Below are 17329 nucleotides of genomic sequence, written 5' to 3' on the forward strand. Positions count from 1 at the left end.
AATAGTATTTTAATTACCAGATCACGACTCTCGACGCTTCCGGTAAAACCATTTTACTTCCTTCACCACAACTCCATGCATCTTTAAATTCTTTCAAATGGGGAAGAGGTCCGTTGATACGATCCTTCGCCGGGGCGTGTGGATCCGTTTGCACCTGGTTACGTAAGGCTTCATCTGTTGTGTTCATATGCCAAACCTGCGCCCATCCTAAGAAGAAACGCTGTTTCCAGTTAAAGCCGTCGATCGGAGCTGGTTCGGGCTTGCCTTTCAACGATTTTTCCAAAGCGTAATAAGCTAGCGTAAGCCCCCCTAAATCCGCCACATTTTCACCGATCGTCAGAGCTCCGTTTATTTTAAAACCAGGAAGTGCTTCGATACCGCTGAAATAGTCGATGTATTTTTTTGTCAATTTATCAAAGTTAGCGCGATCTGAAGCGGTCCACCAGTTTTTCAGGTTTCCTTCTTCGTCAAACTGTGAACCCTGGTCATCAAATCCGTGGGTAAACTCGTGACCGATTACAGCAATAATACCACCATAATTGATCGCATCGTCCGCATCGCGGTTATAGAAAGGAGGTTGTAAAATGCCCGCCGGGAATACTACTTCATTATTTAAAGGATTGTAGTAAGCATTCACCGTCTGCGGTGTCATATGCCACTCACTCTTGTCAACAGGCTTACCAATTTTTTTTACATTTTCTTCATTCTGGAACAAGGAAGCTGCAATCACATTTTCAAATAATTTATCACCCTCAATTTTAATAGAAGAGTAATCTTTCCATTTATCAGGATAACCGATTTTATACGTGAAAGCTTTCAGTTTCTTATGTGCTCTTGCCTTGGTCGAATCACTCATCCAGGTAAGTTTGTCAATTCTTTCGCCATAAACGGTACGCACATTTTCGATCATTTCAGACACCTTTTTCTTGTCGTCTTCCGGGAAATATTTTTTAGAGAAAAGTTTGCCCAGTGGCATACCCAACAGACCATCGGTCGAGCGAATCGCTCTTTCTACGCGTGCTCTCTGCTGTTTTGTACCACGCATAACGGTACTGAAAAAGCGAAAATCTTCTTTATCAAAACTTTTTGGCAGGTAACCAGCAAAGTTAGAAAGCAACTGCCAGCGCGTGTAAAGTTTCAATGTTGCAAGCGGAGTTGCTTTCAATAAAGCATTCACATTTTTGATATAAGCAACATTCTGGACAATGACCGTATCCGTTTTGATATCCTGTTTGTCCGCAAATGTTTTCAGATCAAAGTCAGGAGCTAACTTCGTAAAATCAGAAAACGACGTTTTATTATATGTCTTAATAGGATCACGCAGCTCGACATTGGTTAGCTGAAGTTTGGCCAGTTTTGTTTCAAAATCAAGGACCGTCTTCCCAGGATCAGCATCTTTAAAACTTGCAAAACCAAACATGGTATCGACGTGTTTTACAAATTCATTACGAACCTTGACGGTGCTGGAATCCGTTCTTTCGTAATAGCTTTTTTCACCAAGGCTCAAACCATCCTGTCCTTCGTAAAGCACGTTCATTTTACTATTTCTCAAATCGCCTTCAACGCCGAAACCGAGAACAGTTGAAACGCCTACTTTTTGCAGTTCTCCTGTTACCGAAGCAAGATCTTTAAGCGACTGGACTGACTCAATTTTATCCAGATATGGTTTTAACGGTTCGAGACCACGTTTTTCAACCGTTGCAGTATCTAAAAATGATTTATAGTAATCTGCGATCTGCTGTTCTTCGCTACCATTTTTACGATCTTTCAGATTTGTAATTTCTTCGATAATTCCTTTCAGGCGAACTTCTTTGTTCTCTTTATCTAAAATTCCGAATGCGCCCCAACGACTTTCCGTTCCTGGAATCGGGTTTTTCTTTTTCCATCCCCCGTTGGCGTAGCTGTCAAAGTCGTCGCACGCTTTTTGGGTAGAATCAAGAGAACTTAAATCAAATCCTGGTACTTTTTCCACCGAAGTGGTATTTTCTTTGTCGCTGCCGCAGGAGGTCATTGCAACAACGGATGCCATCAGGGACCACTTTAAAAAAGCTGATTTCATATGTGATGATTATTTGGTTTGGGTGTTCTATATAAACAAATGTAATTATTTCGTCAAATATGTTTATTAACATAGTGACGATCGGTTTATCTTTATGTATTACGGTATCAAAAATCTTGAATGTACCTTAACCACATTTTCGTGCTAACCATTTTACTTTAATATGAGAATAAAAAACTCCTTTTACATCCTCTTCTTGGCCGGATTGATTTCTGCCGGTTGTGCAAAAAACGAAAAAAAGGAAGAGACAGCTTCCGATATCGATGGCAAAATATTTGCAAAGGAAATTGCAGTTCTAGCGTCGGATTCTCTGGAAGGCAGGAAACCTTTTTCTGCCGGAGAAGAAAAAACGATTCAATATCTTAAAACAGAATTTGAAAAGCTGGGATTAAAACCTGGAAACGGTGACAGCTATTTTCAAAAGGTGCCGATGGTGGATATACTTTCGAAACCGGTCGGGCAGTTGATTATAAAAAATGATAAAGGTTCTGTCGCCTTTAATTATCTGGATGATTTCGTAGCAGCCTCTCGGCATGTCAAGGATCAGGTAAAACTTGCGGATTCTGAATTGATCTTTGCAGGCTATGGCATTGTTGCTCCGGAATATGGCTGGAATGATTACGCGGGTCTGGATGTAAGAGGAAAAACGGTAGTAGTTCTGGTGAATGACCCGGGATTTTTTGACAGCACTTTATTTAAAGGAAAAACCATGACATATTATGGCCGCTGGACTTATAAATTTGAAGAGGCCGCGCGTCAGGGAGCTGCCGGGGTACTGATCGTACATGATACAAAACCGGCGAGTTATGGCTGGGCCGTTGTAAGGAGTGGCTGGTCGAAGTCGAAGTTATATCTGGATTCGGACGATAATAACAAATCACGAGCTTTGGTAGAGGGATGGATCACGATGGAGTCAGCTAAGAAATTGTTTCAGCTGACAGGTGTTTCAGATACATTGATGATCGCTGCCGGTAAAAAAGGATTTAAACCTGTGCTGTTAAAAGCCCGGACATCTTTGGTTGTTGATAACACAATAAAAAAATCGGCCTCCAATAATGTATTGGCACTGCTGCCGGGAGCAGACCGAAAAGACGAGTATATCATTTACTCTGCGCATTGGGATCATTTCGGAAAAGGAGAAGCGATCAATGGTGATTCTATTTACAACGGTGCAGCTGACAACGCCTCCGGAACTGCGGCTTTGTTGGAAATTGCCAGTGCTTTCACCAAACAGAGAAAACGGCCGTCGCGCTCTATTTTGTTTTTGTCGGTTACAGCAGAGGAGCAGGGATTGTTAGGTTCGGATTATTACGCATCTCACCCGGTTTACCCGATTAATAAAACAGTTGCTGATATTAACATGGACGTTCTGCAGCCTTTCGGCAAAATGAAAGATATAATTATTGTAGGAAAGGGGCAGTCAGATCTTGATGAATATGCGGATGAAGCGGCAGCAAAACAAGGACGTACGACACGTGGCGAGCCGGATCCCTCTGGTGGCTGGTATTTCCGTTCTGACCATTTCAATTTTGCGAAAGTCGGGATTCCTTCATTATATATTGAAAACGGCTCGGTATCAGTTGAGCATGGAGAGGAGTGGGGAGAAGCGCAGAAAAAAGATTACAATGATAACCGTTATCATTCACCTGCTGATGAATATTCAGCTTCCTGGGACTTGTCAGGAATTATTGAAGATATGCAGTTATTGTTTAACGTGGGTTACAAGTTGAGCAACGAATCAACTTTTCCAGGCTGGAAGACGGGTTCTGAATTTAAAGCCATAAGAGATAAATCAATGGGTAAATAAACTTGCCTGATCACATAAAATAGGGTGGCAATCTTAGAAAGTTGCCACCCTGTTTTTATGAAACTTAAATCTCCAAACCTGACTTTCAGATAAAAGCCAATTACTGAATCCCTCCCATCCAGTTTTTAACCGGCTTCCAGAATATCAGAAGCAAAACTCCAAAACCCACTGAGAATAATGTTACCTGTTGAAACAGGGCTGGCATTTGCTGTAAATTTTCTTCGTCAAAACCTCCGGCAAATAATCCTGCGATTAAATTTCCAAGAGAAGCAGCAACAAACCAGATTCCCATAAGCTGGCTTACATAGCGTTTTGGGGCAAGTTTAGTGTAAGAACTTAAACCCACGGGACTAAGACAAAGCTCACCGATTGTGTGAACCATATAGGTAAAGGTCAGGAATAATGGAGACGCTAGTTGGCCGGTAACTGCAATCTTGGAAGCCATTTCCATGATAAAGAAACCTGCACCGACCAGTAGAAGAGCGATTGCAAACTTCACAGGAGTTGCCGGGTTGTAACCTTTCGCAGATAAGAAGATCCACAAACTCGCCATGACAGGGGCGAAGATCAAAATGAATGTTCCGTTGAAATTCTGGAACCAGCTTGACGGCATTTCCCAGCCTCCAAAAGTACGCTGTGTATAACGTTCAGCGAAAATCTGAAGTGATGAACCAGCCTGTTCAAAACCAGACCAAAAGATAGCAGCTGCAAGGAAGAAGACAATCAGAACGTAAATTCTTTTCTTTTCAACAGGCGTTAGACCACCAGCTACTAAGATATAAATGAAATAAAATAAGGATACCGTTACAATGATGATCCCGGCACCTTGAGCAAGCCCCTGAGCGGTGGTCATATCGATCAGCCCTTTCAACTGCAAGGCGGATAAAAATAGAACCAGCATTGCAACAAGACCATAACCCAGCTTTTTTTCCGAGCCCGATTTTGCATCGGATTCGGGTGTACTGATTTTGACGGGGGGAACCTCACCATATCCTTTAAGATATTTTTTACTTCCAAAATGGAATACGACCAGTCCTAATAACATACCTACGGCAGCGGCTCCGAAGCCCATATGCCAGTTAATTTTCTGCCCAAGATAACCGACGATCGTAATACCTAGTACGGAGCCAAGGTTTATCCCCATGTAAAAAATTGAAAAAGCCGCATCACGTCTGGCTCCTCCTTCCGGATATAACTCGCCAACAATCGAGCTGATATTAGCTTTCAGCAGTCCTGTTCCAATAGCTACTGTAACCAACCCAATAAAAAAGGTTGAAGTCCCTCCAGGAATTGCAAGAATAATATGACCAAGCATAATGACAATCCCACCATACCATATCGCTTTTTTTTGCCCCAGAATATTATCAGCAAGCCAGCCTCCAGGGAGTGTCAATAAATAAACGGATGATGTATAAAGCCCATAGACGGCCGCAGCTTCTGCCGCTTCCAGGCCCATACCTCCCCGTACGTTATCAAGAAGAAAAAGTAAAAGAATGGCCCGCATACCATAAAAACTGAAACGCTCCCACATTTCAGCAAAAAACAAAACATAAAGACCGCGCGGGTGCTTCTGGGATATAGTCGAAGTCATAAAACAAAAAGAGGTGTTTTATTTGGCAATAACGTTTCTGCCAGGTGATTTTAATGGCGCAAGATAGTGTAATATGCCTAAATTTTAAACAATTCTTTGTTTAAACAATTATTTCGATAGAAATGAGAAGGTTGCTTTTTTGTGTGTTGCAGTGTCGAGAATTGTTACAAGACAAAAGCCGTATAATCAGGTCAATATCTGATCATACGGCTTTGAAAAGAGAACCTAAATCTCCTATTTTACAGAAAAAGATCCTTCACCAACTCTGAATCCTTCGGCATACAATTCAACAGAATAAGTACCGGATTTGAATGGACTATTCTTGTCATAAAGGATACTTACATCCTGGTTGTTATTACTATACATTACATCCTGGCTGATCGTATATCCTTGTTCCTGCCCTTCGTACTGAAATTTGCCAGATCCGGTAGCATCATCTGAAATTGTTGCTCCGCTAGGATCGATTACACGCATATATACTGTTTTGGTATCGTTCTGTGTTAGCGGGTTTTTTTCCAAAATGAAATCTACACGTACTTTATCAACACGTTTAGCTTTAACATTTTCGCCTTCACGCACCTTACCCTTTGACGAAATCGCATACACTTTAACACTGCGGGCTCTCAGGGCAGCGGCCATCGTAACTTTCGATTCCAGTTCTGCGTTTTTAGATACTACGCCTGAAAGTGAATCCGAAACTGCTTTTTTGCTCGTTTCAAGTTCCGCTTTTTCTTGTGTCAATGTTTCAGTTTTACTGATTAACTGCTGGTTTTCTTCACGTAGTGTCGCTATCTCCTGATCTTTTTGAGTCAGGAAGCTTTCGTATTCCTTAATTTTGTTTCCTAAAGTAATAGTCCCGCGGCGTAAAGCCACACGGTCTTTGATCAAATCAGCTTTTGCTTTTTCAAGCTCTTCAATATTACCGCCAAGCCCTTTTACTTCAATGATTTTTGCATCCAATTGTTTGGCAATCGAGTCAAGTTTGATCTCATTCATTGCCAGTTCATTTACACGAACTTCTAAGTCTGCCTCTTGTTTTGTTGTGATATTACGTTCCTGATAAAAAAGATACCCAAAAACGGCTGCTACTACGGTCATGATAATCAATCCAATTACTAAACCGGTATTATTCTTATTCTCCATAACATTTAATTTAGGTTAAACTTAATCTTGTTAATGTTACATGAAAGAACTGTGCCACCTTATACGTTTTGTGTTTTTTCAGCATGTCAAAACAAAAACGGGCTCAAAGATTAAACTTTGAACCCGTTTTAATCATTCTTATAACCGTTTTTTGTAAAACGGGAAATTATGTTTCAGACAATTTGCCGAATAATTCCTCAATTAATAATCTCCGCCTGCACCCCCGCCACCAAAACTACCGCCACCAAAACCTCCAAAGCCACCGCCATCTCCACCGCCAAAACCACCTCCCCAGTTTCCTGACGAACTTCCGCCGCTCGAATGCGTTGTGTAAGGCCAGAAAATCGGTCCCATTCCACCACCGGAATTACGGTAACCTCCACCGCCTCCACCACCTTTGTTTCTGGCGATGATGATAAGAATTATGGCGAAAATAATGATAACAATGACGATTGGAGATGTTCCCTTGTTATCACTTTCTTCCTTTGGATCAGCTTTATATTCGCCGGTTGCGTATTTAAAAATCACATCGACACCCTTATCAAGGCCGCGATAGTACATTCCATTTTTAAAATCAGGTGTGATTTCCTGCGTAATAATTCGTTTTGCAATGGCATCAGGAATAGCTCCTTCCATACCATATCCCGTGCTGATATACACTTTTCTATCTGTGGAAGCCCAAAGTATCACGATACCATTGTTTTTGGCTTTACCGCCAACACCCCACTCTCTACCTAGTTTTAATGCGTAGTCAGCAATAGGATAATCTCCGGTTGTAGGTACTACAACAATAACAATCTGTGTTGATGTTGAATCATTGTAGGCAACCAGTTTTCGTTCAAGTGCACTGACTTCGGTTGGATTCAGCTGTTTTGCAAAGTCATTGACCAGGCGCGGAGGGTTTGGCTTTGCCGGTATATCCTGAGCCGCAATGCGACAAAGGACCATCAGAAACAGCCAAGAAAAAATGATATATTTTTTCATAAGAATTATTACCCGAACGAGATATCGTCAGGTAGTTCATTGACATCGTCGGAACGATATGGGAAATGTGTTTTTAATTGCAGGCCTGCTTCTTTTATTCCGGCACAAAGTCCTTCTGAATATTTACTTTGGGAAAAATAGGATCGGAGCAGATCTTTCGTACTATTCCAAAAATCGGAAGGCACTTTTTCATTAATTCCTTTATCTCCCAGTACTGCAAATTTCCGGTCTTCGTAGGCCAGGTAAAAAAGCACACCATTTTGCTCACTAGTCGCATGCATGCCCAATAAGCCAAAAACTTCCTTGGCTCTTTCCAGCACGTCGGATGACGAGCATTTCTTTTCAATATGCACTTTTACCTCGCCGGAAGTTTGTTTCTCAGCTTCCTTTATGGCAGCGATAATTTGCTTTTGTTCCTCTTCTCCGAAAAAAAGTGAATCAGTAGGCATGGGAATAGAAAGTTGAAAAGGTTGTATGGAAAGTATGCGCCGCGAAGCCAAAACAAGCAGTATTGACTTACGTCAACACTGCCGCCCTGATATTAAAACTGTACTGTCGGAGCTTTTTCTGAACCTGCGGTTGCAGTGAAATAACCTTTCTGGGCAAATCCGAATATGCCTGCAAACAGGTTTGTCGGGAATGTTCTTACTTCCTGATTGTAATCTTTTACAACAGTATTAAAGTCATTTCGCGCAACGGTGATACGGTTTTCAGTACCTTCCAGTTGAGCCTGAAGTTCCAGGAAATTCTGGTTTGCTTTCAGTTCAGGATATCTTTCAACAGATACCAGCAAACGGGAAAGTGCTCCGCTTAACTGATCTTGTGCTCCCTGAAATTTCGCGATATTTTCAGGTGTAAGCTGATCTGCGTTGATTGTTGTCGAAGTTGCTTTTGCCCGTGCTTCTATAACGCCTGTTAAAGTGCTTTTTTCAAATTCTGCCGCACCTTTTACTGTATTAACAAGGTTTGGAATAAGGTCTGCACGACGTTGGTACTGACTTTCTACTTTCGCCCATGATTCCTTTACAACCTCGTCTTTTCCTACGAGGCCATTATATTTGCCACATCCTACAAATCCGAAAATAAGAAGAATGACAACAACTGCGATTAGTCCTTTTGACATTGAATTGTTTGATTTAGTGTTAATGATTGGGTTCAAAGTTGGCCAAAGCTAGCAAAATCTTTAAGAAAAACTACATAACCGGCAGCTTATCGTTATGTAGCGTTGCCTGGTATGATGATAGGCCTAGACGCTGCCCACCCCGGCAATATGATTCCAGCGTGACCAGTTACCTGATACATTGTAATCAGTCAGGAAGCTCTCATAGTACATCGCTCCCCAAGTCCAGTTTATGCCCATTTCGTTAGCCAGGTAATCAGCAGCCAGTGTCCTTTCTGCGGCTGTTAAATTGCCGGTTGCAACCAGTTTGCCGATTATAGCATTTACCTCGGTATTTTCTGTTTTCGCATTGGTCCATTTTTCAAACTCTGCGAGCTCGTTAAGCCAGCGTTTATTGATTTCATGCTTGATTCCTCCCGGCTTGAATAGTCTCGATCCGTGACGAAGTAAGGTCCAGTGCGAAAAATCTCTTTGCAAAAGATCGGTAATTACCTTCTGAGCTTCCGAGTTTTCGTGGTATGGTAATAAGGCTGCGTAAATAGATTTCGGAGACAGACAACCCAGAGAAAGCCAGGTTGAGAGCCCATAATCGATTATTGGTTCCCCTGAATTAACAGCTGTCCCGGATCTAATAATTTCTTCAACAAACGATTGCAACTTCACCAAAGCAGTTGTTTCGCCTCCTTTCACACTAATGGCAGACGTTTGTTGGCTTGCCTCGATTTCCAGAGGATCAATCGATAACATAGGAAGCGATGGGATCAAACCCGCTTCATATCCCTGTGGCAGAATCACTTTTTCAGGTGCAACAATAGCAGGCTTTACCTTAAAGTGGGCCTTAATCTGTTCCTGGAAATCAGGAAAATCAAGCGGAAGTTTAGCGATTGAAAATGGAAGGTCAAGCACACCTCCCAAAGTAGACATCCAGAAAAGCTTGATATCTACGTTCATAATTTTAATATTTTTGCTGAGCGAAGTTTCAACACTCGTTTCGTCGGGTGCAATTTCCTTACTCGTGTAGATATATTGAGCTCCATACTCCTCTGCAAGCTCGGCCACGATTTTTTCAGGTTCTCCCACGCGGATCAATAAATCACCTCCCTTTTCCCGCAGGCGTTCTCTTAAATCCAAAACAGATTCAAGCAAAAATTGTGCTCTTAATGCTCCTGCCCGGCGAAAGCCAAATTTAGTTTTACCAAATTGACGTGGGTCAAAGACATAAACTGGAACAACTTCCCGGGCAATTTCTGTGGCTGCAAAAAAGGCTTCGTTATCCTGAATTCGGAGGTCGTTACGAAACCAATAGATAATACGGTGAATCATTGAAGGAGATAATAGAAAGGAAACTTTATTGTTGTTATTGCAAGTATAATAAATTTTGCTCTGGTGACCGGCCGATCTTTTAATACAAGCGATTTTCAGTCCGAGGTAACAAAACAACGAATCCAACAAAATAGTCGTTCAAAAACTACTTTGTTGGATTCGGAAAAATTTTAATCTTCTGCTCTTAGTAACTCAAAATCGTAAATTCTGTACGTCGGTTACGCTGGTGTTCTTCTTCTGTTTTTGCGTTCGGAATAATAAGCTGACGCTCTCCGTAACCTTTCGCAGTCAATCTTTCCGCATCAATACCCTTCAGATTCAGATATTTGATGGCGGATTCAGCCCTGTTCTGAGAAAGTGTCATGTTGTATGCATCCGTTGCACGAGCATCCGTGTGAGAACTCAGCTCAATATTCATTGTCGGGTTATCTTTCAAAATCTGGACAAGTTTGTCAAGTTCTATGGCCGCATCCGGACGGATATTGTATTTATTTAAATCGTAATAAATGTTATCCAATACGAAAGTTTTGTTCAATTCCAGTCTGTCAAGTTTGATAGAAACCTGGAACGTAGTATCTGTAACCGCCTTTGTAAGGAAAATCGGAGGGATACTGCGGCCATTCATCGAGAAAGGCTCTCTTTTGCTTATAAACCCTTTGCGTTCTACCAAAAGAACATAGGATCTTCCTTCCTCCACCGGCTGAGTTCCGAATTTTCCGGCAGCATTTGTTTTTAGCTGGGTAATTTGTGTATCGGAAGTATCCGGCAAAATGTGCACGATAGCCGAATCAATCGGTGTCGGGTTCGTTGAATTATCATATACATCTCCCGCCAAGAAATAGCGGACAGACTTCAATTTTCCTTCGATATAATTCGGATTTTGAGGATTCAAAGGATCCATCGGATCTTTCTGTGCGATAGTACTATCCGGTGCTTTTGGTTTGAAAAAATAGTAGATATCGTCATCTCCCTTGCCACCTTCACGGTTTGAAGCAAAAAAGCCTTGATCTTTATCTTTGTAAAAAACCAGTCCGAAATCATCCTGCGGGCTATTAAAAGGCAATCCGAGATTTTCGATCGTAATAATTCCCTGGGTACGGGTCGCTGAAAATAAATCCAGTTTCCCTAATCCCGGATGGCCGTCAGAAGCAAAATATAGAACTCCCCCTTCAGCTACATATGGAAACATTTCATCTCCTGCAGTATTTATGTCGCGCCCCATATTTACAGGCTTACTGAAACGCCCGGAAGCATCAATATTAGTTCTGTACAAATCGATTCCACCCGCACCGCCAGCGCGGTTTGATGCAAAGTATAATGTTTTTCCGTCTCTTGAAAAAGAAGGAGAGCCATCCCAGGCCAGAGAATCATTGATTGGTAAAATGGCCGGCGTTGTCCATTGTCCGTTGACATTGCGGCTCTGATATAAATCAACATCAGCTGTTCCTTTTTTCTTACCCGTGTTTCCACGAGCAAAAATCAGTGTTTTTCCATCCGGACTGAAAGCGGGGGAGCCTTCATTTGCCTCAGGATCGAAAATTTCCTTACTAAATAATTCAGCTGTCCCTTGTGTGTCGCCAGCATCTTTTCCAATAGCTATTTTATAAAGGCCTAGCATTGGCTGACCATTATTTTTGTATACTTTTTCTTTTTTTGAAGAAGAAAAAACCAATTCATTTCCCAGTACAGTGGGTGAGAATTCAGAGCCTGTACCATTAAACGGAATATCTTTCAGCTGCACGTCAGGCATTTTTTCAATGCGGAGCTTGTCAGTGATTTTCAGGATCTCGACTTCACGAAGTGCTCTTTCCTGTAAATTCTTCGGACTGGTTGGTGCTTTGGCAAACAACGCAAACTGATTGGAAGCTTGCTGGTATTGTCCGGTTGTTTTCAGAGCATATGCATATTGGAATTGAGCTTCCGGGTTTGTGATCCCGCCGTCCAGCGCCTTTTTATAATAAGGGATGGATTCTTTGAAGCGATTTGACAAACGATACGATTCAGCGATCAGAAAGCTTGTTTGCAAAGGTTCGTAGTTCGCCTGTTCTGCTTTTTGCAAGCCTTTGATGGCGAGGTCATATTCGCCGTTATCAAATTTCTTAACTCCATCTTTATATGCCTGCATGGCAGAATTACAGCCAGCGAGGAACGTGCCTAGTACCAGGATACTAATAACGAGGGTAAAATAACACCGCAATATTTTCATAAGGTTATGTATAAATGCTAACGAATTGATAGGCGTTTATGGGTTACAAAAGACAATACTACTAAACAACGTTTGGAAATAAAATTCTGGATATGGACCGTAAAATTTTTTATTCAAAAAACATTTAGTGCTCCCAAAATAGTCATTCATTGTCATAAAATAGTTATGAGATTCCAATTATTGACTAATGATAATCTTTTGTTGCCAGTCTTGCGTGATAAATTTGTTAGAACTTACCCAAGGCAGTAAGTGATGATTTATGTGTTAAAACGGAATACGAGCTAATAACTATTTGTGTTGCAGTTAAATAATTTTAACCCCCGGATCGAATGCAGCAGCGGCGGATTAATACGAATATCACCTCTAAATCGCAATAATTTCTTACATAAAAGAAGCGATTCTGAATTTTTTAGATGATTGATATATAAAAAAAAGTATTAACATTTTGTAAATCAGTCTTAGTCTGTTACTTTTGCAGTCCGATTTTTCGGGAAAACCGTTTGTAAAACAATCGATTAGTTGATTAACTAGATTAAAATCAATTCATTAAATGCCAACTATTTCACAATTAGTCCGTAAAGGTAGAGAGACCATTACATGGAAATCCAAGTCACCGGCTTTGGATTCTTGCCCTCAGCGTCGTGGAGTATGTACTCGTGTATATACCACAACGCCAAAGAAACCGAACTCAGCACTTCGTAAAGTTGCGCGTGTTCGTCTTTCTAACAACAAAGAAGTGAATGCCTACATCCCGGGTGAAGGCCACAACTTGCAAGAGCACTCGATCGTTTTGATCCGTGGTGGTCGTGTTAAAGATTTACCAGGTGTGCGTTACCACATTATCCGTGGTGCATTGGATACAGCTGGTGTTAACGGACGTAAACAACGTCGTTCTAAATACGGTGCAAAACGCCCTAAACCAGGACAAGTTGCAGCACCGGTAAAAGGTAAGAAAAAATAAAAAGTAACTCTCTCTGCTTTTATTAAAGAACTATTCTGATAAATAAAAGGGAAGTAATCCTGGATTCTGTTCAGGGTGAATAAGTTGCAAAACGAAACCTCGTGTAAAACATTAAGTACAAAAATGAGAAAGTCCAAACCAAAGAAAAGATATATCCTGCCTGATCCTAAGTTCAGAGATGTACAGGTTACAAAATTTGTAAACAACCTGATGCTTCAAGGCAAGAAAAGCATTGCTTTCACAATTTTTTATGACGCATTAGAAGTGGTTGAGAAAAAAACCAGCGAAAGTGGTCTAGAAACTTGGAAAAAAGCATTGAACAATGTAACTCCATCTGTTGAAGTAAAAAGCCGTCGTGTTGGTGGTGCTACTTTCCAGGTTCCAACTGAAGTACGTCCGGAACGTAAACAAGCTTTAGGTATGAAATGGTTGATCAACTACGCACGTAAGCGTGGAGAAAAAACTATGGTAGACCGTCTGGCTGGCGAAATCGTTGCTGCTGCGAAAGGTGAAGGAGCTGCTGTTAAGAAAAAAGACGATACGCACCGTATGGCGGATGCGAACAAAGCATTCTCGCATTTCCGTTTCTAGGAAATCTCCTTCGGGAAGAATATTTGAAAAAGGGTTCTGGTTTTATACCGGAACCCTTTTTTCGTTTAATGCCAGATTTAGAGAAGTTTAGGAAAAATGTTTTTTGTAATTAATGAAATTTACTTTAACTTTTCAATCGGTTACTTAAAACGCTAAGTGGCTGTATTGCTCACCTCAATGTTGTAAGACATGAAATCTCTTTATCCTTATTTCTTCCTTTTATGTTTGTTTATTTTTTCTTGTAAAAAAGACAAAAATACAATAGACCCGCCGGTTGAGGTTATTGCTGATGTCGAGCTGATAGACACTTCAAGAGTTAGCTTATTTCCAAACTTTGAAAAATATCTAATTGAAAAAGGTATAGATCCGATAAGCGAATTGGATGGCATCGTTTTATACAAATATATTAAGGATGTTGATTCATTACATTTTGATGTACCCATAGAGGGCAGCACTTCTCTCAAAGGGATAGAAGGATTTACTAATCTTCGCTATTTTAAAAGTGAGGGATTAATGGTAGACACACTCGATTTTAGTAAAAACACTAAACTGGAACATTTCGAATACCTGCCTTATGCACATTGCATGACCTGTGCATCTCTGAAGATTTTGAATTTTGGCAAGATTAGCAGTCTTCAGGAATTTGAATTACGTGGAACAAGTGTCAGTTCTTTGGATCTGACTCAATCTAAAATGCTTCGCTCGGTTACTCTTTACAATAATATGTATCTAAAAAAACTAGATCTTTCCACATCTACATTTCTCGAAAAGGTATATGCGCTTGAAAAGGTAGAATTAAAATTGGGAAGTCATCCAAAACTTGTGGAATTAACTAGCCCCTATACAGCAGACGTTTCAAAATCTCCGGCGCTTGAAAAGTGGGAGTTGGGTGTTGTTGGGTCAAGTGGTGTAGATGTCTCACATAATCCTGAATTGAAATCACTTTTGATCTATGAAATTACCTCACCTGCTCTTGATCTAACAGCATGTTCAAAGCTGACGAATCTCGAAGTTTACGGACACGGTGACTGGGCTGTGACCCGATTAGATTTGAGTAAGAACAAAATACTTAAATATTGCAAACTGCTCGGAACTGGTTTGAGTACAATTTGTGTGAGTTCATTGACTGAAACGGATTTTACTTATTGGGAGAAAGATGCTGGGGCTAGCTATGTTAAATGTAACTGAGCATCAAAAATTTACTATGATTTTGAATTGATGGAACTGAAAGTCGCGGACTTTCAGTTTTTTTATTATTTCTTAAAAAAATAACTTTCTTATTCATTGTTTTTATAATCAACTATTTATACTTTTGCACTCTGAATTTTTTGCAGTGGTGTGAAAATGCCCTACTATTATTCAGAGCTTCCTGTAAGAATTGAATTGCACAACGAATATAAATAACAGCACCATTTGCCATGGCACGTGATCTAAGATTAACAAGAAATATTGGTATTGCTGCGCACATTGATGCGGGTAAAACTACAACCACCGAGCGTATCCTTTATTACGCAGGAGTAAGCCACAAAATTGGAGAAGTACATGATGGTGCTGCTACAATGGACTGGATGGAGCAGGAGCAGGAGCGTGGTATTACCATTACTTCGGCGGCTACAACAGTTGACTGGAACTACCGCGGTGAAAAATATCACATTAACATTATCGATACACCGGGTCACGTTGACTTTACTGTAGAGGTAAACCGTTCCCTTCGTGTATTGGATGGATTGGTTTTCTTGTTCAGTGCGGTTGATGGTGTTGAGCCTCAGTCGGAAACTAACTGGCGTCTGGCTAACAACTATAACGTAGCACGTATCGGTTTCGTTAATAAAATGGACCGTTCTGGTGCAGACTTCCTTAAAGTTTGTGCGCAGGTGAAAGAAATGCTGGGCAGCTACGCTGTACCTCTTCAATTACCAATTGGTGCTGAAGATACGTTCAGAGGTGTGGTTGACTTGGTTAACTTCCGTGGTATCGAATGGAACGAAGAAGATAAAGGGATGACTTTCAGAGAAGTTCCTATTCCTGATGATATGTTGGAAGAAGCAACTGAATGGAGAGAAAAACTTCTTGAAGCTGTTGCCGAATTCGACGACACTTTGATGGAAAAATATTTTGAAGATCCTACTTCAATCTCAGAAGACGAAATTCTTGCAGCTTTGCGCGCAGCGACAATCAGCATGAAAATCGTTCCTATGGTTTGTGGTTCTTCTTTTAAAAACAAAGGTGTTCAAACGATGCTTGATTATGTGATGGCTATTCTGCCTTCTCCACAAGATCGTGAAAGCATTATCGGAACTGATCCACGTACAGGTGCTGAGATTTCTCGTCAGCCGACTGACAAAGATCCTTTCTGTGCATTAGCGTTTAAAATTGCAACTGACCCTTATGTAGGACGTCTTTGCTTTATCCGCTCATACTCAGGATTCCTTGATTCAGGTTCTTATGTATTGAACAACCGTTCAGGAAATAAAGAACGTATCTCTCGTATTTTCCAAATGCACGCAAACAAGCAAAATCAAATTGATCGTCTTGAAGCGGGCGATATTGGAGCGGTAGTAGGTTTCAAAGATATCAAAACAGGAGACACATTATCTGATGAAAAGAATCCAATTATTCTTGAATCAATGGTATTCCCTGAGCCTGTAATCGGTTATGCAATCGAGCCTAAGAAAGCTGCGGATAGCGATAACTTCTCTAAGGCAATCACTAAGTTGATCGAAGAAGATCCTACGTTACAAGTTGAAAGTAACGAAGAAACTGGTCAGACGATTATCAAAGGAATGGGAGAGCTTCACCTTGAAATTATCATCGACCGTATGCGTCGTGAATTTAAAGTTGAAGTAAACCAGGGAGCTCCTCAGGTTGCTTACAAAGAGATTCTTACGAAGAACTTTGAGCACCGCGAGGTATATAAGAAACAAACTGGGGGTCGTGGTAAATTCGCCGATATCGTATTCGAAATCGGACCGAGAGACGATAACGAAGAAGGCAAAGAGCCAAAAACCGGTTTACAGTTTGTTAACCAGATTGTAGGTGGTACTATTCCTCGTGAATTTATCGCTCCAATCCAGAAAGGTTTCGAAGCTTCTATGTCAAATGGTGCCCTTGCAGGATATCCTTTGGATTCGATGAAAGTGCGTTTGTTCCACGGATCATTCCACGATGTCGATTCAGATGCACTATCTTTCGAATTGGCAGCTAAGATCGGTTTCAGAGAAGCTGCGCGTCATGCAGGTTCAAAATTGATGGAACCTATCATGCACGTTGAAGTTCTTACTCCGGATGACTATACAGGACCTATCACTGGTGACCTTAACCGTCGTCGTGGTATCATGAGAGGTATGGATTCACGTAATGGTGCTCAGGTTATCAAAGCGGACGTTCCTTTGTCAGAATTGTTCGGTTACGTAACTGACCTTCGTACAATGTCATCAGGACGTGCTACTGCTTCGTTAACTTTCGCTTACTACGAAGTTGTACCTCAGCATATTTCTGATACAGTAATTGAGAAAGCAAAAGGCTTAGTTAAAGCTTAATAAAA

The 17329-nt window shown here is 41.0% G+C and carries 13 protein-coding genes; 5 read left to right on the forward strand and 8 right to left on the reverse strand.

The features are described 5' to 3' along the window. Positions 1-13: 13 nt before the first annotated feature. Positions 14-2059, reverse strand: coding sequence for a M13 family metallopeptidase (locus BMY70_RS27565; protein ID WP_090341118.1), 2046 nt, complete (start codon positions 2057-2059; stop codon positions 14-16). A gap of 163 nt (positions 2060-2222) precedes the next feature. Here BMY70_RS27565 and BMY70_RS27570 point away from each other — a divergent pair, with 163 nt between their 5' ends. Further along, positions 2223-3866 (forward strand): M28 family metallopeptidase, encoded by a 1644-nt coding sequence (locus BMY70_RS27570; RefSeq protein ID WP_090341120.1) that lies wholly within the window; start codon positions 2223-2225, stop codon positions 3864-3866. Between the two features lie 100 nt (positions 3867-3966). Here BMY70_RS27570 and BMY70_RS27575 read toward each other — a convergent pair whose 3' ends face one another. From BMY70_RS27575 to BMY70_RS27605, 7 genes are all read right to left on the reverse strand, one after another. Further along, a complete protein-coding gene (locus tag BMY70_RS27575; protein ID WP_090341122.1) occupies positions 3967-5457 on the reverse strand; it encodes a peptide MFS transporter in 1491 nt (496 codons plus the stop codon). Between the two features lie 234 nt (positions 5458-5691). Next, positions 5692-6600: a DUF8428 domain-containing protein gene (locus tag BMY70_RS27580; protein ID WP_090341124.1), complete on the reverse strand. Its 909-nt coding sequence runs from the start codon at positions 6598-6600 to the stop codon at positions 5692-5694. 201 nt (positions 6601-6801) lie between these two features. Then, positions 6802-7584 (reverse strand): TPM domain-containing protein, encoded by a 783-nt coding sequence (locus BMY70_RS27585; protein ID WP_090341126.1) that lies wholly within the window; start codon positions 7582-7584, stop codon positions 6802-6804. 8 nt (positions 7585-7592) lie between these two features. Continuing rightward, positions 7593-8033 carry a TPM domain-containing protein gene (locus tag BMY70_RS27590; RefSeq protein ID WP_090341128.1) on the reverse strand — a complete coding sequence of 147 codons (441 nt, stop codon included), beginning with the start codon at positions 8031-8033 and terminating at the stop codon, positions 7593-7595. Between the two features lie 92 nt (positions 8034-8125). Further along, positions 8126-8707 (reverse strand): LemA family protein, encoded by a 582-nt coding sequence (locus BMY70_RS27595; RefSeq protein ID WP_090341131.1) that lies wholly within the window; start codon positions 8705-8707, stop codon positions 8126-8128. Positions 8708-8830: 123 nt separating this feature from the next. Continuing rightward, positions 8831-10027, reverse strand: a complete 1197-nt coding sequence (locus tag BMY70_RS27600) for a deoxyribodipyrimidine photo-lyase (protein WP_090341133.1) — start codon at positions 10025-10027, stop codon at positions 8831-8833. Positions 10028-10211: 184 nt separating this feature from the next. Next, positions 10212-12233, reverse strand: a complete 2022-nt coding sequence (locus BMY70_RS27605; RefSeq protein WP_445438684.1) for a CHU_0125 family OmpA-like outer membrane integrity protein — start codon at positions 12231-12233, stop codon at positions 10212-10214. Between the two features lie 550 nt (positions 12234-12783). Here BMY70_RS27605 and rpsL point away from each other — a divergent pair. The 4 genes from rpsL to fusA all read left to right on the forward strand — a co-directional run bounded on the left by rpsL (position 12784) and on the right by fusA (position 17324). Next, the gene (rpsL, locus tag BMY70_RS27610) at positions 12784-13194 is read left to right on the forward strand and encodes a 30S ribosomal protein S12 (RefSeq protein WP_090341137.1); all 411 of its coding nucleotides are present in this window, start codon (positions 12784-12786) and stop codon (positions 13192-13194) included. Between the two features lie 123 nt (positions 13195-13317). After that, the gene (gene rpsG, locus BMY70_RS27615) at positions 13318-13785 is read left to right on the forward strand and encodes a 30S ribosomal protein S7 (RefSeq protein WP_090341140.1); all 468 of its coding nucleotides are present in this window, start codon (positions 13318-13320) and stop codon (positions 13783-13785) included. 189 nt (positions 13786-13974) lie between these two features. Continuing rightward, positions 13975-14973 (forward strand): hypothetical protein, encoded by a 999-nt coding sequence (locus tag BMY70_RS27620; RefSeq protein ID WP_090341142.1) that lies wholly within the window; start codon positions 13975-13977, stop codon positions 14971-14973. 230 nt (positions 14974-15203) lie between these two features. Next, positions 15204-17324 (forward strand): elongation factor G, encoded by a 2121-nt coding sequence (gene fusA, locus BMY70_RS27625; RefSeq protein ID WP_090341147.1) that lies wholly within the window; start codon positions 15204-15206, stop codon positions 17322-17324. The last annotated feature ends 5 nt before the right edge of the window (positions 17325-17329 follow it).

The sequence above is a fragment of the Dyadobacter koreensis genome, from assembly GCF_900108855.1.
Taxonomy (GTDB): domain Bacteria; phylum Bacteroidota; class Bacteroidia; order Cytophagales; family Spirosomataceae; genus Dyadobacter; species Dyadobacter koreensis.